The organism is Photobacterium profundum, from assembly GCF_003026285.1.
Taxonomy (GTDB): Bacteria; Pseudomonadota; Gammaproteobacteria; order Enterobacterales; family Vibrionaceae; genus Photobacterium; species Photobacterium profundum.
In genome coordinates, this window is sequence record NZ_PYOD01000001.1 from 489,626 (window position 1) to 512,435 (window position 22,810).

Below are 22,810 nucleotides of genomic sequence, written 5' to 3' on the forward strand. Positions count from 1 at the left end.
CTATAACAATGAAACCTCGAACTAGAGTACGAAATTATGACATTTGCCGACCGCCTAAAAACCTTAATCGGAGAAGAGAGTGTGAGTGGTTTTGCACGCCGCGTAGATATCAGCGAAGCGCTTATCCGTAAGTATTTAAAAGGCAGTGAGCCAAGTTTCACCAAAGCAAACCAAATCGCAATACGGGCAAACTGCTCTTTAGAATGGTTAGCGACAGGCTGTGGTTATTTATATCGCCATGCTGAAGTGGTTGATCAAGATGCTTTAATAGCGGCATACACAGCAGTAACAGGCCAAACACTCACCAATGAACAAACCATCGAATTAGTAAAAGTGATTTCTGGCTATCAGTTTTTACGAAAACACAAAAAAGCAGATGGTTATCTAGATATTGAGGAAATGACAACATTCTTGTCTGTAGCCAAAATGGAAAGGAAATAATAGCCTGTTTTAAAAGTAATTAATTATCAGAATGAGTATAAGAAAGCACTAAAACTAAAGGCTATGACATCACACTGACCGTAAATTGACAATAAATTGACAATAATTGTACGCCGTTCTATTGATCAATATAACAACACCTTGATAGGATAAAGACATCGTTACTGACGTTATCTTTGAACTAAGGTGGTTATATGGCGAATATTGCTCTCGCAAATGTATATGGTGCTCAGCATCAATACTGGCAAGCTCAGAATGCGTTCAACGCGAATAATTCCACCAAAGAAATCGCTATACCACCAGTGGTCGCTCAACCTAGAAGTGCTTCAAGTATTCCTAACTTTACTGGGTATTCAAAAATGGGCGATGCACCACCAAAGAACCCAACAAACACAGGAAGTCGAATAAATATAACGGTATAAAATTAATTCTTAAGCAATAAATGCTAAGCATTGATTAATAAAGAATAAACATTATCGCTTTACACAAATAGCAGATCGTACAGAATCAACCTGTATGGCTTGAATAATTCGTGAAGGTGAACGAGCGTACGCTTGACTTAATGATGATACCTCTAACTTATCTTTCAGGTATTCGACATAATCATTAAATTTATGCTGTGAATGCGCTTGAGGATAAAAGCGACTACATGATTGATACCAATCGACATAATGCTTAAAGAACATGCTCGCTTGCTGGCTATTCATTGCAATCATCAGATTGGCCATATCTCGGCTCACTTGAAAGTGCTGATAATCAATAGGGGTATCCCAAAAACCGCCCCAATATTGAAAACCATTTTTAGCAAATAGCTCGATAACCTCTTCTGCCATACCCTCTCTTTCTGTTTTACCAAATCGGTATTTCATCCGGTTCGCATATTTAATACCAGCCTGCGGCTTAAATGTCGCGGTATTTGCTTTACTAAATTCAACAAATGGATTCTGTACGGGATTAATATCAATCGCTAGACCATACGCATGTAAAGACAACGAGCGTTGTCCACTGATCGATCGGTAATTAAAAGCTGAGGTATTATTATCTGTCATCGAACGATCATCATCACCTTGATAATGTTCAATGGTAACCGCTTTGTTGATCGGAAATTTGGCAGAAAATAAAGAATCAAAAATATGGCCAACATAAGGTGCAACGGCATCCAACACAACAAGATGTCCATTGTTATACCGCTTGCCATCAAAATCGACATAGTTAAATGTCACTTGCCTCAAACGTTGGCATTGAACAGGAGCAGTGTTGTCCATCACCCCTGCTTGCGTCATATTCCGACATAACACATCTGAAATAGGTGACACCGTTGCAGACGATGCTTGCCATGATATACAAAGAAGGATACTCGCAATGAAACCACCTATTTTCATCTCTATGCCTTTTGTCTTTTTCTTTTGTTACAAGAGCATCAACCGTACAATCAAAAACTCATCAACTTTCGACCCGTTGATTGATCTGCATTATTAACGGCTTTAGGTTCTGAGGGTTTATTCTGGCTACCCTTATTTGCCTTTTTCGATGCACTCTTCTTAAGTTTGCTGCCTTTATTAGCATTTTTGGACTGAGGTTTCTTAGCTGCGGGCTTTTCCGTCTTCTTTTTTACTGGCTCATCAGAAGGCTCTTGTACTGGTTGATCACACAGCACAACATAATATTCTTCGTTAAATTCAACTAAATCACCGTCATACATTTTACGGCGCTTACGTTGTTCCAACTCACCGTTAACAGCAACATAACCTTCAGATATGGCCATTTTTGCTTCACCACCGCCACTTACTGCGTTGGCAATTTTTAATACTTTATAAAGCTCAATCGGTTGAGAGGATACTTCAATACCAATCGCTTCTACTTCAATTTCTTCTTGAGACATTGTATGTCGCTCATTTGATAACTTACGTCTTAAATTGTACCGCACAATCGATACTTAGGGTAAACAAAGCAAAAAGATCTATTTTCCTGTATTCCATCCGACACATAACTCATGTATAACGGCGCTATGAAGATACCAAAACGAATCCAACCTCTGGTTGATGATGGGTTAGTAGACGACGTTCTACACCAATTAATGAGTGGCAAAGAAGCCTCTGTCTACGTTGTACGTTGTGGTGACGACATTCGTTGCGCGAAAGTGTACAAAGAAGCAGATAAACGTAGCTTTAAACAAGCTGCGCAATACCGTGAAGGCCGAAAAGTAAAAAATAGCCGACGCGCACGTGCAATGGAAAAAGGCTCCAAATTCGGTCGAGACCAACAAGAACAAGTATGGCAAAGCGCAGAAGTTGACGCGTTATACACTCTTGCTAATGCGGGGGTTCGCGTACCTCAGCCTTACGGATGCTTTGATGGCGTACTGTTAATGGAGCTTGTTACTGATGACGAAGGCTTAGTTGCCCCACGTTTAAATGACGTCTCTATTACTAAAGAGCAGGCACTTATCGACCATGCTTCTGTAATGCGAAGTGTCGTGCGTATGTTATGTGCTGGTATTGTGCATGGTGATTTATCTGAATTTAACGTATTAGTTGATCAATACGGACCGGTAATCATCGATCTTCCTCAAGCCGTTGATGCATCAGCTAACAACAATGCCAAATGGATGCTAGAACGTGATGTTAATAACATGACGGCCTATTACGGACAATACGCACCTGAATTACTTGATACTCAGTTTGCTAAAGAAATCTGGGCTCTTTATGAAGAAGGTAATCTACAGCCTGATGTAGAATTAACTGGCTGCTTTGAAGAAAGCACCGAGCTTGCAGATGTTGATGCTGTATTAGAAGAAATCAATGCCGTTATGCTTGAAGAGCAGATGCGCAAAGAACGCATTCAAGAAGTAGAAGAAAGTAATTAACTTCTGACTGCTTAAATCAACGTCTAACGCTACAAGTTAATAAAACTTGTAGCGTATTCTCAAAAAATATAAAGAAGTTATACCAAATATCGAAATGTTAGGTTTAACTTTGGCACTAAAGTCTTCATAATCACGCACTATTCTCATCCTAGTTTATTTAGTTATTAGGTTAGGAGATCATCGAAAACGATGCTGATGTTGCCAACAATAGTTGTGCGACTTCATGAAAACATATTCTTTTGTGACGTTATCTGTACAAGCTAGTCATTCTGAACGAGTCGATTTCATCGTCAAATGGGCAAACAGCTCAGCAATTACCCTCTATAATTGCTAGCTAGATGCCGACATTTCATCGTTTAATGAAAAAAGCGGTACAAATGGTCACTTAATAACCCTGAACCTATGTTCTGTTTGCGGTAATAAGTGGTATACTCCCGCCGAATTAAGAACATCATTATCTATAGAGAAAGACAATGTCAGATTTATCGAAATACAGAAACATTGGTATTTTCGCGCACGTTGATGCGGGTAAAACCACGACGACTGAACGTATCCTGAAACTTACTGGTCAGATCCACAAAACTGGTGAAGTTCACGATGGCGAATCAACAACTGACTTCATGGAACAGGAAGCTGAGCGCGGGATAACTATCCAGTCTGCAGCAGTAAGCTGTTTCTGGAAAGACCACCGTTTTAACGTTATCGATACTCCTGGACACGTTGACTTTACTGTTGAAGTATACCGTTCACTTAAAGTACTTGATGGCGGCATCGGTGTATTCTGTGGTTCTGGTGGTGTTGAGCCTCAGTCAGAAACTAACTGGCGTTACGCGAACGACTCAGAAGTTGCACGTATTATTTTCGTTAACAAACTGGACCGTATGGGTGCAGATTTCCTAACTGTTGTTGATCAGATCAAGAAAGTTCTTGGTGCTGTGCCACTAGTTATGACTCTACCAATCGGCCGTGAAGACGACTTCGTTGGTGTTGTTGACGTACTAAGCCGTCAAGCATTCATTTGGGATGACACTGGTCTTCCTGAAAACTACGAAATCACTGATGTTCCTGCGGACATGGTTGACGATGTAGAAGCTTACCGTGAAGAACTAATCGAAACTGCTCTAGAGCAAGACGATGACCTTCTAGAAGCGTACATGGAAGGCGAAATGCCTACGATTGAACAAGTTAAGAAGTGTATCCGTACAGGTACTCGTGACTGTTCATTCTTCCCTACGTACTGTGGTTCTGCGTTCAAGAACAAAGGTATGCAACTTATTCTTGATGCTGTTATCGATTACCTACCGTCTCCAACGGAAGTTGATCCACAGCCGCTAACTGATCCAGAAACTGGCGAGCCAACTGGCGAAGTAGCGACTGTATCTGTTGACGAGCCACTAAAAGCGCTTGCGTTCAAAATTATGGACGACCGTTTCGGTGCTCTTACTTTCATCCGTATTTACTCAGGTAAACTGAATAAAGGCGATACTATTCTTAACAGTGCAACTGGTAAGACTGAACGTATCGGCCGTATGGTTGAAATGCAAGCAGATGAGCGTAACGAACTTACTTCAGCACAAGCTGGTGATATCATCGCCGTTGTGGGTATGAAGAACGTTCAAACTGGTCACACTCTTTGTGATATTAAGCACGAGTGTACGCTTGAAGCGATGATCTTCCCTACTCCAGTAATCTCGATTGCTGTAACGCCTAAAGATAAAGGCGGTTCTGAGAAAATGGGTATCGCGATCGGTAAAATGGTTGCAGAAGATCCGTCTTTCCTAGTTCACACTGACGAAGAAACTGGCGAAACTATCCTTAAAGGTATGGGTGAACTTCACCTAGATATCAAAGTTGATATTCTTAAGCGTACTTACGGCGTTGACCTTATTGTTGGTGCTCCTCAAGTTGCTTACCGTGAAACTATCACGAAGCCAGTTGAAGATAGCTACACGCACAAGAAACAATCTGGTGGTTCTGGTCAGTTCGGTAAGATCGACTACATCATGAAGCCAGGCGAAGTAGGTTCAGGCTTTACGTTCACATCATCTGTTGTTGGTGGTAACGTTCCTAAAGAATTCTGGCCTGCAATCGAAAAAGGCTTCAAGGGCATGATGGATACTGGTGTTCTAGCTGGTTTCCCTGTTCTTGACGTTGAAATTGAACTTCTAGACGGTGGCTTCCACGCAGTCGATTCATCTGCAGTAGCATTTGAAATCGCAGCGAAAGGCGCATTCCGTCAGTCTATGCCTAAAGCTGGTGCTCAACTTCTTGAGCCTATCATGGCTGTTGACGTGTTCACTCCAGAAGATCACGTTGGTGATGTTATCGGTGACCTTAACCGTCGTCGTGGCATGATCAAAGACCAACAAGCTGGTCTAACTGGTTCACGTATTAAAGCTGACGTACCTCTTTCAGAAATGTTTGGTTACATCGGTCACCTACGTACAATGACTTCTGGTCGTGGTCAGTTCTCTATGGAGTTCTCACACTACGCACCATGTCCTGCAAACGTTGCAGCGACAGTAATCGAAGAAGTTAAAGCAGCTAACGAGAAGAAGTAATTCTTCCCTTTAAGCGCTAGCTGATTAAAGCCCCGATAGTGAAAACTATCGGGGCTTTTTATTATCCAGAATGGTATTACAAGCTCATTATTTTCTTAAACTCTTCTTCTGAATACTTTTTCTCGGTACTTTTAGTCATATCTGTCATCATCTTATAACGTGTTTCAGTCGCCATGCTTAATGTGCGTTGAAGCTGACCGTAAGAATAATCTGATGCCATATCTAACGCTGCTTGCTTATCTGTTTTATAGAGCGTTTTCAGTGTTTTATCCATGCTATTAACTTGCTTATATAGCTTGGTTTCTTCTTTATTCCATACCTCATTTAACATAGGTAAGTACTTGTCGGGGTTCGCGGTAGCCAAAGCGGTTAGGCTGCGGAATTGCCAATAAGCAGAGTCATCAGAATAGCTATCATCCCCTATGGTATAAGGGGTCGGATAATCTTGTAAGCTGCTATATAGCGGCACTAAAACCGATTCAGCCAATACGCCGTAACTTTGCCAGATCAAACCTTGCAGTTCTTTAGGCATATCTTTACGTAGCTGGATAATATGGGACTCTAACTGACGTTCAACACGTATTGGACGCTCACCTTTATCGGCTAAAGCCGTACCTTCATAGGTTGCACTGAGTACTTCAGCAACATCTTTTACCGACAATTTATTATCGGGCTTCATGAACAAAGGATACTGCTGCAATCGTGTATTCTGCTTATTGGATGCCGACAGCATATGTTGCCCTAACCATTCACGGTCAACATTATAAACATCACCAATAACTCCAAATGCTTTGGCAAAATTAAATGACTTAGCATCAGGCTTATCTAACAGTTCGTTTGACTTAACAAAATCCAATAATCCTTTAGAATGCAGTACATCGTTAGCATTAAGATTAACCCCATGCACTCTCAATCCATTGGCTATCATGGCATAGCTATCATCAGGTACTTTTACTGCAATCCAATGATGGCCAGAGCCGATTTCAACTAACCACGCTTCATTTACATCGGCGATATATAGGCTATTTCCCTCACCAGCACCATATTTTTCGATATATTGACCGAGTAATTCAACCCCTTGTTTAGCAGTTTTAACTTGAGGCAATATCAAAGTAGGAATAACGGCTTCAATGATGCCATTTTCAATCAGAGGATCAGCAGCCGCAGCTTTCTCATTCACTTCAGCACTGGTTGTCGCCGAAACTGCGACATTAAATTCATTAATACCACGTTCTTCGTAATATTTACCGTCGCTGTTTACCGTATTAGCATCCCAATCAGGAATCGCCGAATACGCATAAAACTGCGTAGGCATAGGTACAACAAGCCCATTACCTAATGCCCAGTCCCCTTCTTTATTTAACTGAGCTGGGCGGTACGCCAAGTGTTTATTCCAGTTATTAATGCCAAAATCTTCATTTCTAGCAATCATAATACTGCCATCTGAAGAGGCATTTTTACCAACGATAAGACCTGTACACGCATTAGCACTTAGACTGATTGCCGATAAAATAGCAGCAGAAAGCAAAGTTAAAGTCATCTTCTTCATCGTATCTCTCTATTGTTTTTTATAATGGAATAATATTCACTAATCTTGCAATATTTCTAATTTGATAAATATAAACCTTATAATTATCAATTTAATAGCTTATATCACCACAAAGATGCGTTTTGTACAGATGATCACGCTAGAAGAAATTGACTAGGATTAAATACAAATAAGGCATGATGTTTATATAACTAAACATCATGCCTCTAATATTATGATTAATTCAAACGTAAGAATGAATGCAGTACCCCAAAGCTAACTTGAGTGTATAAACGTACTTTCTAATGCGTGTTTTGATGCTTCAAAAGCCTGACAAACCGTTTTAATATCCAATCCATCAAGCGAGCCTGATTTACCTGCTTTTTCAAAAAGTAAGCACTCTTGATGTAATCGAATTAAGCCCATCGTTCCTGCTGCACCTTTTAAAGTATGTGCATGATTAGAAACCTCAGCCATGTCTAAAGCTTCAACGGCTTGCTGCAGTTTACCCAAGGTTTCACTTGAAGAAGTTGCAAACAACATGATCAATTTCTGAACTTGTTCGACACCTAATACTTGTAAATCATCACCCAATACAGATTCTTTTAATACAGGAAAAACTGAGTCAGGCTCACTCTTTTCGCCATTGTTATCGTCTTGTATATCAAGCTCAATAGTAGATACATTGTCAAATGGAATATTCTCTACAACCACCCGCTTATCTCCTTTTAGAATACTGCCAATTGTTTCTATTAATTGCTTTTCAGTAACAGGTTTAGGTAAGAAGCCAGCAAAACCAGCGGTTAAATATTGCTCTACTTCCTCCCTAAATACGTGAGCTGAAAATGCAACCATTGGCGTCGGTTCTTCCCATGATTCACCGTTAGCCTCTTCGATACGACGTAAACGATGCAATAAGGTTACACCGTCTGTATCAGGTAAATTGATATCAAGTAACGCCATATCAAATACATTCCGATTAAATTCACGCTCGGCACTTTCGCCGTCTTCTGCAGTAATCACACTATGTCCTAACCGTCGTAGAAACCCCTCTGCAACCATGCTGTTTACGGGGTTATCTTCTACCAATAAGATATGAGCTGGCGGTATTGTTATCGTAGAGCCTTCAATTCCTGTCGACAATTTCCCTCGTTCTAACGGAATGGAGAACCAGAAACAGCTACCAACATTAATGATTGAGTCGACACCAATTTCACCGTCCATTGCAGCAACAATATGTCGGCTTATCGCTAAACCTAAACCAGTACCACCAATCGTTTTCCGCCCTTCTTCTGCTTGCTTGAAGGCGTTAAATAGGATGTCTTGTTCCGCCTCTTCGATACCAATGCCACTGTCAGTGACTTCAAACAGTAACTCATCAGGCATATCTGGATTCATACTGACCGCAATCGTCACTTGACCATGGTCGGTGAATTTAATCGCATTACCCACCAAATTAATCAATATCTGACGAATACGCGTCACATCCCCCAACCAAACATTGTTCATGGTGTCATCAATGTGGTTCACTAATTGAATATGTTTAGCTAGCGCGCGACTTTCCAACATATTGTGTACGTCCAACACTAATTCTGACAGTGAGAAATCAACAGGTCGTATATCCAAATGACCAGCTTCAATTTTTGAATAATCCAAAATGTCGTTGAGAATATCTAATAACGTTTCTCCGCTGCGGTTGATCACACGCAGATAACGCGCTTGCTGGTCATTAAGCCCTGTGTCTGCTAACAGTGAAGCGGTGCCAAGCACACCATTCATTGGCGTGCGAATTTCATGGCTCATAGTCGCGAGGAAAGCTGATTTGGCGCGGTTAGCCTTTTCTGCTTCATTACGTGCTTTATCGTGATTCACCACTTCTTCGTTTAAGCGGCTATTGGTCTTTTCTAATTCAGACGTGCGTTGTGCAACTAATCGTTCTAGACTTTCTTTATGCAGTTGCAGTTCATGGCGGATTTTTCGCTCAACTTGTATTAAACGATACCGTTCAGATGCGGTATCACGGGCGACCATGATGGCACGTCCCATGTGTGCTAATTCATCATCACCTTTAATATCCAATTGAATACCAAGATCACCGCGGGCTAACGACAATAATGCTTGGCTATAATCATTAAAACGGCAGATAACGCTCGCATACACAAAGCGCCACATAATTAATACCAAGGCAGCTAAACCAATAACAGAAATACTGATAAGCGTCGTTCTTGCAACGGTAAGGGTTTCATCAACTTTTGTAACCGCTTCTTGGGTACCCTCATTTGCCGCAGTTATAATACCGTCGACAGTGCTATTTAACTGCTGAAATAAAACGAGGTTTTGTTGGTCTAGACGCTCAACATCTTTTTTGGCATACAGTAATTGCTCTAAAGCTCCAAATAATACTCCGCCACGATTTAAATTAGACGTTAATTCTGTCAGTTGCGCTGAACGACTAGGGTCTTCCACAGACTTAACACGGTAGCTCATCACATTAACGGCATGAATAAACCGTTCTTTTAAGCGGATTAAATTACCTATATCACCTAACCGTTTAGAATCATCGAGCATGTTAATGACTTGAAGAGCTAAAAACCTCAGCTCAAAAAGACGCTCAGACAAATCCATATCGACTTCAACTAAGCTATCTAACGCGTTATATACCGCCTGATTATCACCAGACTCAACTAAATCATAAATACGTGAAACGTTTGCAACCGCAATAGTGCTCGCATTCGAGACCTGGGATTGTGAAAGCGAATCAACCTGCTGTGTTGCAACGAGCATATCACTGATAAGTTCATCGGATTGAGCTTGCAGGCGGATCTGCCGCCCGACCAATAATCCCATTAAAGCGAGATTATCGATAATGCTCTTAACATCGTCGTCTAATTGAGACATTAAGTCTTCATTAAATGGGTAGCTTTTTAGTGCCGTTAAGCTATCTTTCAACCCTTCAATATAAATGGTTAACGCACGACCTTGTCGTTGACGCTCATGTTCTGTTTTTGACGTTGCTAGAACCTGAGCGGTAAAAATAATTCTGGAGCTCAAATCAGACAGGTGACGAGCTTCTACCAAAGCGGGGACTGCCGAATTAATGACTGTTTTTTCTGTTTTTGCAACCAACGAAAAGCCAGCAACACCAATCACAACAGCTAAAATCATTAGCGCAGCCATGGCTGAGAATGCTAAAAGTAGCTTGCCACCAATACCATTTCGGTTAAATGTCATAGACTAGAACCATATATATGAAAAATGGGGTTTAACCCTACCAAATAAAACATTACTATTTTGCCAGCGATATCAGTACAGATGCTAATAATCATGCTCAAAAAATCTATTATTTCGTTTTTATTACTCTTTTTTACCCTTAATTCTGCGTTTGCGCGTGAGATAAACACGTATAAGCCGCCTTTTAAACATGAAAAGCAACCGCAGAATATTCCATTTAAACCGCTTCTATCTGTATCGAAGCCATGGAAAGTTTGTGCCGTCTATCCACATCTCAAAGACTCCTATTGGCTTTCAATCAACTATGGCATGGTTGAACAAGCTAAAACCCTGGGCATTACATTAAAAGTATTAGAGGCAGGCGGTTACCCTGAACTTAAAAAACAAAAACGTCAATTACAATACTGTAAGCAATGGGGTGCTGATGCCATTATCTTAGGGACTGTCGATAGAACGGCTTATAACGGAATTTTATCGCAATTTACTGGCGATATACCTGTCTTTTCGATGACCAATGATATCGATATGACTGACCCAGATATTAAAATGAACATTAAAGCCAAAGTGGGTGTTGATTGGTATTACATGGGAAAACAAGCCGGTGTTTTTCTCGCACAGCGTCACCCTAAAGGTAGCGGAAAAGTGAAAGTGGCATGGTTACCAGGGCCTAAACAGCGTGGTGGTACAAAGCCTGTCAACTCTGGATTTTTAGATGCCATACAAAACAGTGATATCGAAGTGGTGAGCACACTGTGGGCTGATAACAGTAAAGAACTGCAGCGTAACCTTATACAGCAGCTTTTTATTGAACACCCCGATATTAATTATATTGTCGGTGGAGCTGTTGCTGCAGAAGTTGCGATCAGTGAACTTCGCACCAACCACAGAACAGACGATGTGAAAATTATATCGACCTACCTGAGTCATGGTGTCTATCGTGGATTACGCCGAGGAAAGATACTCTTTTCTCCTACAGATAAAATGGCTCAGCAAGCACAAATGTCTATCGATCAAGCTGTACGTTATCTTGAGAATAAGCCGATGGAATTCGATTTAGCACCAAAAATTCAGCCATTAACACCAGAGTACCTTCCCAAAGAGGTCATTACAGACTCTTTATCACCAGCAGAATATAGACCTGTATTTAATGTTGAAAACCATGATGTTGCCCACTAAAAATAAGTCTTTGCGCTAGCTTATACTTTCGGCCTATGTCGTTGTACATCAATAGATAGCTTTGTTATTAATGAGCGCAGATATCATTATAATTATACCCAAGCAACCTCTCGTATTTTGTACGAATAAATTGGAGTTCTACATGCAAGTCACAACACGTACAATGAACAAGAGCAAGCATATTGCCTTAGTTGCACATGACAACTGTAAACAAGATCTTTTACGCTGGGTGAAAGAGTTTGAAGAAAAACTTGAAGGACACACTCTGTATGCAACGGGCACTACAGGTCACCTTCTTTCCAAAGAAACAGGTCTTAAAATCAACTGCATGATTAGTGGTCCTATGGGAGGAGATCAACAGCTAGGCGCTTTAATTTCAGAAAGTAAGATTGATATGATGATTTTTTTCTGGGATCCGCTAAATGCCGTTCCTCATGATCCTGATGTGAAAGCACTATTACGTATTTCTGCCGTCTGGAATGTACCTGTTGCGACCAACCGAGCAAGCGCAAAGTTTATGATAACATCACCACTATTAGCAGAAGAAATTTCTATCGAAATTCCAGATTATGAAGCTTACCTTGCTGAACGTATTGGCTAAAGTCTTTCGCTAATTCGTCTTTGACTCATTGAGCCTTTTGTTTATCAGAAGGCTTTTTTATTTATTAAAAATACTTTATTCCTCACTATCCCATCTTGAAAAAGTTAATTACGCTTCTTTTTATACCTCATTGCAGACATTTTTTTATTCAGATTAAGCAAGATCGTGCAATTAGTTATAAGGTTATAAAACAGAATAGTAGTAAGAATTATTATTATAATGCAGAGGCAGTGGTGTATGAATGCATGGAGACTCACCAAACCGGAAGGATTAACACACCTAGAATTAGAGGATACAGAAAAGCCAACACCCAACTCTGATGAGATTTGCATTCAAGTCGCAGCCGTTAGCTTAAACCCTATGGACTACAAACTTGCAAGCTGGGGGTATGCAACATGGAATTATCCTCAAGTGATCGGCCTTGATGTATCTGGAACCGTCACAGAAGTGGGTAAAAATGTTGTACAGTTTAAAGCTGGCGACAGAGTACTTTTTTTTGCCGACCCACGTACTGCCGGTGGTTTTGCTGAATTCGTAACGTCTAAAGCAAATGCCGTTAGCCGCATTCCGGATTCTTTAGACTTTCAACAAGCAGCTGCACTACCCTGCGCAGGATACAGCGCATGGATGGCGGTATACGATAAACTCCAGGCTAAACCTGGTCAGCATATTGCGATTACGGGAGCAGGTGGTGGTGTCGGCGGGTTCGCTGTTCAATTAGCCAAGCTTGCAGGCGCTCATGTCTATGCGATTGCCGACCAACAGCACCATGAGCGTTTATTGCAATATGGAGCCGATGCCGTTATCGACCCTCATAAAGATAATGTCGCAATGCGGATTATCGAGCTTACCGAAGATCATCTTCTTCATTCTGTGATCGACTGTATATCTGCAAAATCAGGCAGCATGATGAGTGCATTAATCCGTTATAACGGACATATTGTGATGGTGGCAGATCAATTTAATCAAGTGCCTTTGTTGGCAACAACAAAAGCGCTTAGTTTGCACGAAGTCGCGTTACACGGCACATTCGCACACGGTTCACCTGAGCATATTTACCATCTTGCTGATATTGGTAATAACTTAAGTAACCTTGTCGCAGAAGGAAAACTTGACGCAATGGTGACTGAAGTTTTAACTTTTAAACAATTAGTCAAAGGCTTGGAAAAATTAAAAACAATGAGTCACTGTGGAAAAATAGTTGTCATCACAGATTCAGTATAGGCAGTTTCAGCTGCCACCTCCTTTTACATCGCATATCTCGCCTTCTCAAAAACTCGATAAGAAGGCTGAGTATAGCGTTATCACTATCCAGTGATAGCGACGCTAGAAGTTATACTGTACACCCAAATTAAAACTATCAGGCTTCACATCATTACCATTAATCTTCACATCAGCAATCTTAGTGTAGCCAACGTTCATCCCCCAATTCTCATTAAAATTGTAGGCCGCATTAAAGCCATACGCATACCCCGTATCAGTGTCTTCTTTATCTATGCCATCAACAGTCATCGCGACTAAGGCAACACGAGGCGTTAATGAGAATTTACCCATATCAAAACGATGGCTTACACCCACACTCGCTTCGCTAGCAGTTATTGTCTTGCTACTGATCACGGAATCATTAAGAGTCGTTTCATATTTATCTCCTGATGTAGCACTCAATTTGCCATCAACAGCAATCATGCCAAAGTCATAGCCACCTTGCGCATACACACCGTATGTTTCTGCATCTCCAGCAGGCGTACTCAATCGATAAACTTGCGTACCGCCGCCAACAAATGCGCCAGCACTGGCTGCGCTTGATACTGACAAAACCGTAATTGCAACGAGGCTTAATGTGATTTTTTTCATGTTGTGTTTCTCCAAGCTGTCTGCAAATTTGCAGAGGGAAGTATCCGATTCCTCATGCCTCTAGCGGGCATCCTTCGTGAAACACAACTATAAAACACCGTACATTAAAAATAACAGGCATAAATATGCAATGATAGTTCCTAATTATGGCTAGTTGCCATAACAACATGAAATTTAATGATATTTAACTAATGAATATAAATTAAATAGTTAAAGGCAATCGTTTTCATACCACTAAAAGCTGAGTGTTATGAATAAAAAAGCCCCAACCACATCTCGGTTGAGGCTTCTAATTCAATATTAAGCACCATGGATGTTATTTTACTTTCATACGCTTAATTTTATTCATAACCGCGTATTTATCATCAATCAGCTCATTAACAAACGATGATGTTTTTTCAGGATCAGCACAAACCCAAACATGCTTTTTCGCACGTGTGAGCGCAACATAAAACAATCTACGTTCTTCTGCATCGGCATACCCTTCATTTTTAGATTGTAAACATGCGGCTAAGCCTGTTTCACGCTCTGGAGCAGGAAATACACCACGGTTCACATCCAATATGAAAACAAAGTCAGCTTCACGCCCTTTACTACCATGACACGTCATAAACGTCATATTGAGTTGAGGCCACTGGGTTTGCCAAGCTTTTAGTTTTTCAGGACGTTGCTTATTATTTCGACCTAACAGCAACACCGTAACAGGTTTTTCATTCTGAGAAGCAAGCTGTACCAACTCTTGTTCAAGTAAATCCTGACATAATAACGTTACCGCTTTACGCTTTTGTTTTTTATGGCTTGTCAGGTCTTTTCTGAGTTGCTGCGGGTTTTGTTGAATGAAGGTATTTGCTACTTCACCGATCATGCTGTTAAAACGATAAGTGATATCTAACTCAGTGATATGACTTGAGCCAAATCGTTCAGCAAAGCCAGTCGTTAAATTAACATCGGCTCCCGCAAAACGGTAAATAGCTTGCCAATCATCGCCAACGGCAAACAAAGTAGGACGCGGTTTTGTTTCTTCTTCGCTATGACATAAAGCTTCAATTAATGTCAGGCGCTGTGGCGAAATATCTTGGTATTCATCAACCATAATAAAACGCCATTCTGGTACAAATTTCCCATCATTAACGTATTCAACCGCTTTTTGAATCATGGTATTGAAATCGATTTGTTTATTTGATTTCAAATGCTGTCCATAAGCACGAAAACAGGGCCACAATAACCCTAATTCACTTTTCATTCGTTGCTTAGCTGCAGGGTTATTGCTTTTATCAATGATCGCTAAAAGGTCACTTTTACTTAAACCACTTTGCCCTATCAATTCAATATGACGCCAAACCCAATTCGCTAGCTGCTCATTCTTCGCTTGCTGTTCCATAGAGTTATCAGCTTTAAACCCTGGAATACGCCATTGCGTTAAATGTTTCTGCCAGCGTTTTGCTGATGCAGCACTTCCCCATTGCTCTTTTAAAATAGAAGTAATCCACTGCGCTTTTGCTTTGTCATCCAATGCTAATGGGGAGACATTCGGGCGTTCATCTTCAACAGATTGAATGATCTGCGTGCCCAGTGCATGAAATGTCGCCACCTTAATTCTATCGTTTACCTTCAACGCTAAACGTTCACGCATTTCTTCTGCCGCTTTGCGACCAAAAGCTAACATCAGAATTTCTTCAGGCTGTGCTGATTGATTGGCAACAAGGTAGCCTGCACGTGCCACCAGCACACTCGTTTTACCTGTACCCGCACCTGCTAAAACCAAATTATGATCTTGATTGATTAATACGGCTTCACGCTGAGAGGGGTTAAGAGGTGATGTTTCAAATTTATCAAACCATGAGGACCATTTTTCAGATTCTGACGTTAACCACTCACGGTTATTTTCTTCGACCCAATCACTATTACCTTCTAGCCAAGGTTCTATTCTCTCGAATGCCATAGGGCGAAAAGACGCAGCAAGCTCTTGAGTTAGACCCGTTGTATTCAATGAATCATCAAGAAATTTACACAAGTTATCGTGTTCTGATTCGCGTAAGTAACCTTGCTGTGTCACAAAGCTATCAATACGATTAAGGACCTCTGGTAAGGCTTTATCAAGCCGATCAACTCGACCATGCGCCCAATCACGATATGATTCAAGAAGGCGTGCAGCAAAAGGCTTACATTGTTTCCAAGGTAAACCATGAATAGTCCAACAATATTGTTGATCAGCAGAGGTGATTTCTAATGAACCCCACACCACCCCACGATGCACTTCAATCGCACCATCCCAATCATCAAAAGAAATCGTGCTTGTTTCTGTCTGGCTATCAAGAGTTAAACTATGCTCATTCAGCTCAATACTGAAATAGTCACCTTGCACAAACCACTGTGCTAATACACTGGCACTTAAATGCATTTTTTCACCAAAATCTTCCTAATTTTCATTCAGGTTGCTTATACCTAAGTTACCTCAACATATTCATTTCAACATTTTGAGGTAACTTGAGTATATATTACCAATAGCGGTTGATTACCAACAACCCGTATTTCACCATAGCACGGCAATAAGCTGTTGATTAAAATTTCGTCTTACAGCTTGATTAGCCATTATTTTTTATGTGGTTTAACCTCAACTTTGTTATCTTATACACATTGTCATTTTTTCGTTACTCACATACGATTGTAACGGTTCATTTGCCGCTTTTTATCAGAAGATTGTTAATCATACATGCAAAAAAACCGCTTTAGATTGAATTTACGCCGCTATTGGGCCAATGACCGGATTAACTACAGTATAAGGGTACTAATTGCGCTAGTCGGTGTTGCATTACCTTGTTGGCACTTAGGCTTAACTACCGAAATCACACCACTTGTACTGGGGATTATCGCCGCTGCGCTCGCAGAAACTGATGATAACCTAACAGGACGAATTAAAGGACTGGCGATGACACTGACGTGTTTTCTTATCGCGTCTTTTTCTATCGAAATTTTATTTGATACCCCTCTATTTTTTGCGATTGGTTTATTCGTCTCTACATTCGGCTTTATAATGCTGGGGGCAATTGGTGCTCGTTACGCCAGTATCGCGTTTGCCTCGCTCTTACTCGCTGTCTATACCATGCTAGGGGCAGATACGAGCCCTAACCTATGGTATCAGCCAGTTATTCTATTAGCTGGTGCGGCATGGTATGGCTCTTTATCATTACTTTGGCATATCTTTTGGCCTAACCAACCCGTGCAACAAAGCTTAGCCCGTGTTTTTACTGAATTCTCACGCTATTTAGACAGTAAAAGTAAACTGTTTGACCCGGTTTCTAATCTTATTCCACAACCCTTACGTATTGAAGCTGCACAAAAAAATGCCCAAGTGGTTGCTGCACTCAATTCAGCCAAAGCAACACTACTGCACCGTGCGCGTCGCGGACACCCTAATGCAACAGGTGATCGCTTCTTGAAAATCTATTTTCTCGCACAAGATATTCATGAACGTGCCAGTTCTTCACATTATCGCTACCAAGATTTAGCAGCAACCTTCCAACGTAGTGATGTGCTATTTCGTTTTCAACGCTTATTGACGTCACAAGCTAATGAATGTCGCGCGGTTTCGCATGCTCTCGCGATGGGTAAACCTTATCATCACAGTGTTGAAAGTATTCGTGCGTTAGATGAACTACAAGAATCGTTAATCCACTTAAAAAATCAGAATAACCCTGAGTGGCGTTCATATTTAATTCAGTTAGATTATCTGTTCAATAACCTCGCAACCGTTGAACGCCAACTGTCTAATGTAAGCAACCCAGATGCCGCGCCTACCGATCCAGATATTGAATTGGCAGACACTGAAGCACGTGGTGCTAAAGAAATGTGGAAACGGGTTATTAGCCAGTTTAAGCCAGATTCGATGTTATTTCGTCATGCGCTACGCATGGCAATTGCGCTAACCGTTGGCTACGGCTGTATTCAATTTTTAGAGCTTGAAAGAGGATATTGGATTCTGCTTACAACCCTCTTTGTTTGTCAGCCAAACTATAGTGCGACACGCCAAAAATTGGTTCAAAGAGTCATTGGTACTTTGGGGGGATTGTTAGTTGGTATTCCATTGTTATACCTGTTTCCAGGCCAAGAAGGTCAATTAGTACTCATGGTATTGGCTGGTGTATTATTCTTCGCCTTTAGAACCGTGCAGTATGGGTTAGCAACTGCATTTATCACGCTATTAGTCTTATTCTGTTTCAATCAATTAGGCGAAGGGTTTGCGGTTATTTTGCCGCGACTTGGCGACACTCTACTTGGATGTTTATTAGCAGTACTTGCTGTCAGCTTTATTTTGCCTGATTGGCAAGCAAACCGTTTACATACAGTAATGGCATCGGCGATTAAAACCAATTGTAATTACCTTGCTCAGATCATTGGTCAGTACCGTATAGGTAAAAAAGACAGCTTAAACTACCGTATTGCACGTCGAGATGCCCATAATACCGATGCTCAACTCAGTACCGCGATAAGCAATATGCTCGCAGAACCTGGGCGCTATCGTATGTGTACCGACGAGAGTTTCCGCTTTTTAACGCTTAATCATGCCATGCTGAGCTATATTTCAGCACTCGGGGCACACCGTACGCGATTGGAGGATGAGCATACACACCAATTAGTGGCACAATCACACCGTTTGATTCACGCTCATCTTGATTGCTTGGCTGAACAATTATCAAATAATCAGGTAGTAGCAACGCCTGTTATTGATACTGAAATAGAACAACGCCTTGCTCAGTGGCGAGATGAAGACTGCACATCAGGTCGTATGGTGTTACAGCAGCTTCACTTGATTCACCGCATGTTGCCAGAATTGCATTCATTAGCGAATAAATTAGCGGCAAGAACCAATAAAAAAGCGGTGGAAGTAGCATAACCCTACTCACTATCGTCATATGCCCTTTGATACTATTCTTATATATTATCTGAGGGCATAATCCTTTGTTTCATTCCTATTCACCCCCACTTTTTTCATGTCAATTCTCTGCTCATTTAATAAACAATCGTTTATTTATCGGTCTACTGAAATATTTACTACAGTAATACCATTCTGGTTCAGTAAATGGGCAAGCATTTACGCTGGGAAATTGATTAGATAGTTATTTAGATAAATAACATTGAACAGGATGGTTTGACGATGAAAAGCAGAATGGAAAAAATAATAAAACAAACACTATTGAGCGCAGCGTTATTCACTCTCACGATTACCATGGCTTTTGCTAACAATGGATTAATCAGTGTAAAAAGCTCACACAATGTAAAAGTCACTGCAGATAAGCTCGAACAGATATTGAATGATAAAGGCATGACGGTTTTCGTTAGAATTGATCATTCAGCGGGGGCTAAACATGTTGGTGAGGTATTACGCCCTACAGAGCTCATTATTTTTGGCAACCCTAAAGTGGGAACACCTTTAATGCAGTGTAGTCAAAGTGCTGCAATAGATTTGCCTCAAAAAGCCTTGATCAGCCAAGACGAAAAAGGGCAAGTTTGGTTAACCTATAATAGTCCTGACTATTTAGTTAAAAGACACAATATTAAAGGCTGTAATGAAATAGTTACCAAAATAGAGACGGCCTTAGCCAACTTTTCAAAAGCGGCGACTATGCCCTAAAGTCCTCGTTCTGTTGTAGGGATGGTTGTGATGATAAATGCACCACAGCCCATCTACTTCATCAGCAATTAAACGCAGCATACACGATAACGTCATCAACCAACATGAAGTGACCTACTTCAATTCTATTCATAAGCCACCAACTACAACGACCTTAGTTTAAGGGGTCTGTTATGTATATACGATATTCAAAATTTTTCTTTATACCGATAGGGATCACAATGAAAACAGTAATGATTCCACCTCTTCATTGCTGACAGGCATACAACAATTAGATCAAAATACTTACACACTAACCTCCCACTAGTAACAAAAACCAAAAATAAGAAGATATATAGTAATTAACGCCAGTTATCCTAAACAATAGCTTTAAATATATCCCTATAGCTGTAAAATTCAGCCCTTCACTCTGAAACTGACTCGCGAACTATGATTGATTTATCTATTCTTCCTGTGTATTTAACCGCTGTTGTTGCTCTACTACTGATCCCTGGGCCCGACATGTTACTTATCGCCAGCTCTAGCTTAAGCTACGGAAAAAAAGTAGGGATCTTTGCAAGCCTTGGGAATGCGACAGCAGGTTTAGTGCTGACTTTACTGGCTGCAATGGGTGTATCTGCGTTAATCGCCATGAACCCAATCGCATTACAAGTATTACGCCTATTAGGCGGCGCTTATTTATTAAAAATGGGCTGGGACTGCATGCGTACTAACCCAGCCGATGCACCAGAGATAGAACAGCAAACAGGTTTAGCAAAAACACTGTATCGCCGAGCTGTTATCAGTAACTTGCTTAACCCCAAAGCCTTGATCTTCTTTGTCTTGTTTCTACCGCAGTTTGTATCAACGCACTCAACAGCAACCTCTGGCGAACAAATGCTGGTTCTCGGTTTACTATTGAATGTACTGGGCTTAATCTTCAATTTATTCTTAGTATCTATGGTTGGAAGCCTTGGTAAATCTTTGTTAAAAAATGAAAAATTCCGCACTAATCAACATAAAGTGATGGGCTTAGTCTTTTTCATTCTGGCAATATGGCTATTAGCATCGCAGGTACCAACACCCGCAATAAGCTGACTGTATTGAAAATAGAGCTTAAGATCTGAACCTCCACAAAAAAAGGCTTTAACTGCACTCTATATTAGAGCAAATTAAAGCCTTTTTTATATATACCCCAGTCAGATACATATTTAGATACAGTGAATCACTCGAATAAAGATTTACGCTTTATCTATCAACAGCACCAAGCATTCATACGGTTTTAGTCGTATCGTTTGGCTTGCTGTTCGATCTTGATACCCTTCATAGTTACCTAAGATATAACGCCCCTGAATAGCATCAATATCAGACGGTAGATCACACTCAATATCAGTACCATAGTAATTGTTAATACAAACAAGCAGTTGTTGTTCTGACTCACGGCGATAACAAAACAGCTGCATGTTATCTGGCATTAAATCGCTGTAATCTCCCGTTGTTATCACTGCAATCTCTTTACGTAATTCAATCAATTTACGGTAGAAATAGAAAACAGAATTAGGGTCATCAACAGCTTGCTGCGCGTTTATTTCATGGTAGTTTTCTGCAACAGCTAACCACGGTTTACCTTGGGTAAATCCTGCTTGCTCGGAAGCATCCCATTGCATAGGGGTACGAGAATTATCTCGGGATTTTTGCGCCAAAATAGCAAGCATATCCGCTTCACTTACACCTTGCTGATTTACCATAATGTCGTACATATTTGTACTTTCTACATCACGGTATTGTTCAATCGAGGTATAAGCGGGATTGGTCATACCAATCTCTTCACCTTGATAAATATACGGCGTGCCCTGCATCATATGAATAGACGTCGCGAGCATTTTGGCTGACTCGACTCGGTATTGCTGGTCATCACCCAAGCGACTCACTACACGGGGTTGATCATGGTTACACCAGAATAAAGCGCCCCACCCTTTGCCATTTAAGCCTTGTTGCCAATGATTAAAAATCTGCTTAAGTTGCAGGAAATCAAACGGTGCTTTGGTCCACTTTTCACCATTTTCATAATCCGCTTTTAGATGGTGAAAATTAAACACCATAGACAACTCTTTACCGTCATTCGCTGAATACTGCTGACAATGCTCTAAAGTTGTCGACGACATTTCACCCACGGTTACTGAACCGTATTTTTGAAAAACACTTTCGCTGATTTCTCTGAGGTATTCATGTACACGCGGGCCATCTGTATAGAAACAGCGCCCATCACCAACGAGATCATTTTGATAATCTTGTTGTTTAGAGATTAAATTAATCACATCTAAACGAAAGCCATCAACCCCTTTTTCAGCCCAGAAACTAATGACCTCTTTTACTTCATTACGAACTTTTGGGTTTTCCCAATTTAAATCGGCTTGTTCTTTCGCAAAAAGATGCAGGTAGTATTGATTGGTTGCTTCATCTAGTGCCCATGCATTACCACCAAACTTAGATGCCCAATTCGTTGGCTCTGCACCATTAACCGGATCTTTCCAAATATAGTAATCACGATATGGACTTAGTTTATTACCTAGTGCTGATTTAAACCACGCATGTTCAGTCGAGGTATGATTGACCACAATATCCATAACTATACGGATACCTTTTTGATGCGCTTCATCTAATAACTGATCGAAATCGCTCATGGTGCCAAAATCTGGATTCACATTATAGTAATCAGATATGTCGTAGCCATTGTCGATCATCGGTGAACAATAAATCGGGGTTAACCAAATCGCATCAACACCTAGCTTTTGAAGATAATCGAGCTTTGAAATAATCCCTTGAATATCGCCCGTACCCTGACATCCGCTGTCACAAAAACTTTTAGGATAAATCTGGTAAATAGTCGCTGTGCGCCACCATTCATTATGCTCTGTTATCATGCTTATTTACTCGGAGA

General features: G+C 40.8%; 17 protein-coding genes. 10 read left to right on the top strand and 7 right to left on the bottom strand.

Features of this window, described 5'->3' with window-relative positions; all coding sequences use genetic code 11:
• The first annotated feature begins 36 nt into the window (after positions 1-36).
• Both C9J48_RS02180 and C9J48_RS02185 read left to right on the top strand, forming a co-directional pair.
• A complete protein-coding gene (locus C9J48_RS02180) occupies positions 37-441 on the top strand; it encodes a helix-turn-helix transcriptional regulator (RefSeq protein ID WP_006231314.1) in 405 nt (134 codons plus the stop codon).
• 194 nt (positions 442-635) lie between these two features.
• Positions 636-863, top strand: a complete 228-nt coding sequence (locus C9J48_RS02185) for a hypothetical protein (RefSeq protein WP_006231313.1) — start codon at positions 636-638, stop codon at positions 861-863.
• 51 nt (positions 864-914) lie between these two features.
• Here the strand turns inward: C9J48_RS02185 and C9J48_RS02190 are convergent, their stop codons facing one another.
• Positions 915-1,823 carry a M15 family metallopeptidase gene (locus C9J48_RS02190; RefSeq protein ID WP_006231312.1) on the bottom strand — a complete coding sequence of 303 codons (909 nt, stop codon included), beginning with the start codon at positions 1,821-1,823 and terminating at the stop codon, positions 915-917.
• Positions 1,824-1,873: 50 nt separating this feature from the next.
• Entirely contained in the window at positions 1,874-2,323 is a 450-nt protein-coding gene (locus C9J48_RS02195) for an RNA-binding S4 domain-containing protein (protein ID WP_006231311.1), read from the bottom strand.
• Between the two features lie 126 nt (positions 2,324-2,449).
• Here C9J48_RS02195 and C9J48_RS02200 point away from each other — a divergent pair, with 126 nt between their 5' ends.
• Together C9J48_RS02200 and fusA are read left to right on the top strand one after the other, a co-directional pair.
• Positions 2,450-3,307, top strand: coding sequence for a PA4780 family RIO1-like protein kinase (locus C9J48_RS02200; protein WP_036803511.1), 858 nt, complete (start codon positions 2,450-2,452; stop codon positions 3,305-3,307).
• A gap of 473 nt (positions 3,308-3,780) precedes the next feature.
• Positions 3,781-5,868: an elongation factor G gene (fusA, locus tag C9J48_RS02205; RefSeq protein ID WP_006231309.1), complete on the top strand. Its 2,088-nt coding sequence runs from the start codon at positions 3,781-3,783 to the stop codon at positions 5,866-5,868.
• A 76-nt stretch (positions 5,869-5,944) separates the two neighbouring features.
• Here the strand turns inward: fusA and C9J48_RS02210 are convergent, their stop codons facing one another.
• Positions 5,945-7,417, bottom strand: a complete 1,473-nt coding sequence (locus C9J48_RS02210) for a C69 family dipeptidase (RefSeq protein WP_006231308.1) — start codon at positions 7,415-7,417, stop codon at positions 5,945-5,947.
• Between the two features lie 255 nt (positions 7,418-7,672).
• On the bottom strand, positions 7,673-10,627 hold the full coding sequence (torS, locus tag C9J48_RS02215; protein WP_006231307.1) for a TMAO reductase system sensor histidine kinase/response regulator TorS: 2,955 nt from the start codon (positions 10,625-10,627) through the stop codon (positions 7,673-7,675).
• A gap of 93 nt (positions 10,628-10,720) precedes the next feature.
• Here torS and torT point away from each other — a divergent pair, with 93 nt between their 5' ends.
• The 3 genes from torT (at position 10,721) to C9J48_RS02230 (ending at position 13,628) form a co-directional block, all read left to right on the top strand.
• Positions 10,721-11,803, top strand: coding sequence for a TMAO reductase system periplasmic protein TorT (torT, locus tag C9J48_RS02220; protein WP_006231306.1), 1,083 nt, complete (start codon positions 10,721-10,723; stop codon positions 11,801-11,803).
• 142 nt (positions 11,804-11,945) lie between these two features.
• Positions 11,946-12,404 carry a methylglyoxal synthase gene (locus C9J48_RS02225; protein ID WP_006231305.1) on the top strand — a complete coding sequence of 153 codons (459 nt, stop codon included), beginning with the start codon at positions 11,946-11,948 and terminating at the stop codon, positions 12,402-12,404.
• Between the two features lie 237 nt (positions 12,405-12,641).
• On the top strand, positions 12,642-13,628 hold the full coding sequence (locus tag C9J48_RS02230) for a zinc-binding dehydrogenase (protein ID WP_006231304.1): 987 nt from the start codon (positions 12,642-12,644) through the stop codon (positions 13,626-13,628).
• A 102-nt stretch (positions 13,629-13,730) separates the two neighbouring features.
• Here the strand turns inward: C9J48_RS02230 and C9J48_RS02235 are convergent, their stop codons facing one another.
• Together C9J48_RS02235 and helD are read right to left on the bottom strand one after the other, a co-directional pair.
• A complete protein-coding gene (locus tag C9J48_RS02235) occupies positions 13,731-14,258 on the bottom strand; it encodes a porin family protein (protein WP_006231303.1) in 528 nt (175 codons plus the stop codon).
• 316 nt (positions 14,259-14,574) lie between these two features.
• Entirely contained in the window at positions 14,575-16,659 is a 2,085-nt protein-coding gene (gene helD, locus C9J48_RS02240; RefSeq protein WP_006231302.1) for a DNA helicase IV, read from the bottom strand.
• A gap of 312 nt (positions 16,660-16,971) precedes the next feature.
• Between helD and yccS the strand changes: the two genes are divergently transcribed.
• The 3 genes from yccS to C9J48_RS02255 all read left to right on the top strand — a co-directional run bounded on the left by yccS (position 16,972) and on the right by C9J48_RS02255 (position 20,967).
• Entirely contained in the window at positions 16,972-19,152 is a 2,181-nt protein-coding gene (gene yccS / locus C9J48_RS02245) for a YccS family putative transporter (protein WP_006231301.1), read from the top strand.
• 261 nt (positions 19,153-19,413) lie between these two features.
• Positions 19,414-19,890: a DUF302 domain-containing protein gene (locus tag C9J48_RS02250; protein ID WP_373456031.1), complete on the top strand. Its 477-nt coding sequence runs from the start codon at positions 19,414-19,416 to the stop codon at positions 19,888-19,890.
• Between the two features lie 429 nt (positions 19,891-20,319).
• Positions 20,320-20,967, top strand: coding sequence for a LysE family translocator (locus tag C9J48_RS02255; RefSeq protein WP_006231299.1), 648 nt, complete (start codon positions 20,320-20,322; stop codon positions 20,965-20,967).
• 143 nt (positions 20,968-21,110) lie between these two features.
• Here C9J48_RS02255 and treC read toward each other — a convergent pair whose 3' ends face one another.
• The gene (gene treC / locus C9J48_RS02260; RefSeq protein ID WP_006231298.1) at positions 21,111-22,793 is read right to left on the bottom strand and encodes an alpha,alpha-phosphotrehalase; all 1,683 of its coding nucleotides are present in this window, start codon (positions 22,791-22,793) and stop codon (positions 21,111-21,113) included.
• Positions 22,794-22,810: the final 17 nt, after the last annotated feature.

What these genes read in the sequence shown, in the direction of transcription:
- C9J48_RS02180 (WP_006231314.1), top strand. Translation starts at nt 37, where the DNA reads ATGACATTTGCCGACCGCCTAAAAACCTTAATCGGAGAAGAGAGTGTG.
- C9J48_RS02185 (WP_006231313.1), top strand. Translation starts at nt 636, where the DNA reads ATGGCGAATATTGCTCTCGCAAATGTATATGGTGCTCAGCATCAATAC.
- C9J48_RS02190 (WP_006231312.1), bottom strand. Translation starts at nt 1,823, where the DNA reads ATGAAAATAGGTGGTTTCATTGCGAGTATCCTTCTTTGTATATCATGG.
- C9J48_RS02195 (WP_006231311.1), bottom strand. Translation starts at nt 2,323, where the DNA reads ATGTCTCAAGAAGAAATTGAAGTAGAAGCGATTGGTATTGAAGTATCC.
- C9J48_RS02200 (WP_036803511.1), top strand. Translation starts at nt 2,450, where the DNA reads ATGAAGATACCAAAACGAATCCAACCTCTGGTTGATGATGGGTTAGTA.
- fusA (WP_006231309.1), top strand. Translation starts at nt 3,781, where the DNA reads ATGTCAGATTTATCGAAATACAGAAACATTGGTATTTTCGCGCACGTT.
- C9J48_RS02210 (WP_006231308.1), bottom strand. Translation starts at nt 7,417, where the DNA reads ATGAAGAAGATGACTTTAACTTTGCTTTCTGCTGCTATTTTATCGGCA.
- torS (WP_006231307.1), bottom strand. Translation starts at nt 10,627, where the DNA reads ATGACATTTAACCGAAATGGTATTGGTGGCAAGCTACTTTTAGCATTC.
- torT (WP_006231306.1), top strand. Translation starts at nt 10,721, where the DNA reads ATGCTCAAAAAATCTATTATTTCGTTTTTATTACTCTTTTTTACCCTT.
- C9J48_RS02225 (WP_006231305.1), top strand. Translation starts at nt 11,946, where the DNA reads ATGCAAGTCACAACACGTACAATGAACAAGAGCAAGCATATTGCCTTA.
- C9J48_RS02230 (WP_006231304.1), top strand. Translation starts at nt 12,642, where the DNA reads ATGAATGCATGGAGACTCACCAAACCGGAAGGATTAACACACCTAGAA.
- C9J48_RS02235 (WP_006231303.1), bottom strand. Translation starts at nt 14,258, where the DNA reads ATGAAAAAAATCACATTAAGCCTCGTTGCAATTACGGTTTTGTCAGTA.
- helD (WP_006231302.1), bottom strand. Translation starts at nt 16,659, where the DNA reads ATGCATTTAAGTGCCAGTGTATTAGCACAGTGGTTTGTGCAAGGTGAC.
- yccS (WP_006231301.1), top strand. Translation starts at nt 16,972, where the DNA reads ATGCAAAAAAACCGCTTTAGATTGAATTTACGCCGCTATTGGGCCAAT.
- C9J48_RS02250 (WP_373456031.1), top strand. Translation starts at nt 19,414, where the DNA reads ATGAAAAGCAGAATGGAAAAAATAATAAAACAAACACTATTGAGCGCA.
- C9J48_RS02255 (WP_006231299.1), top strand. Translation starts at nt 20,320, where the DNA reads ATGATTGATTTATCTATTCTTCCTGTGTATTTAACCGCTGTTGTTGCT.
- treC (WP_006231298.1), bottom strand. Translation starts at nt 22,793, where the DNA reads ATGATAACAGAGCATAATGAATGGTGGCGCACAGCGACTATTTACCAG.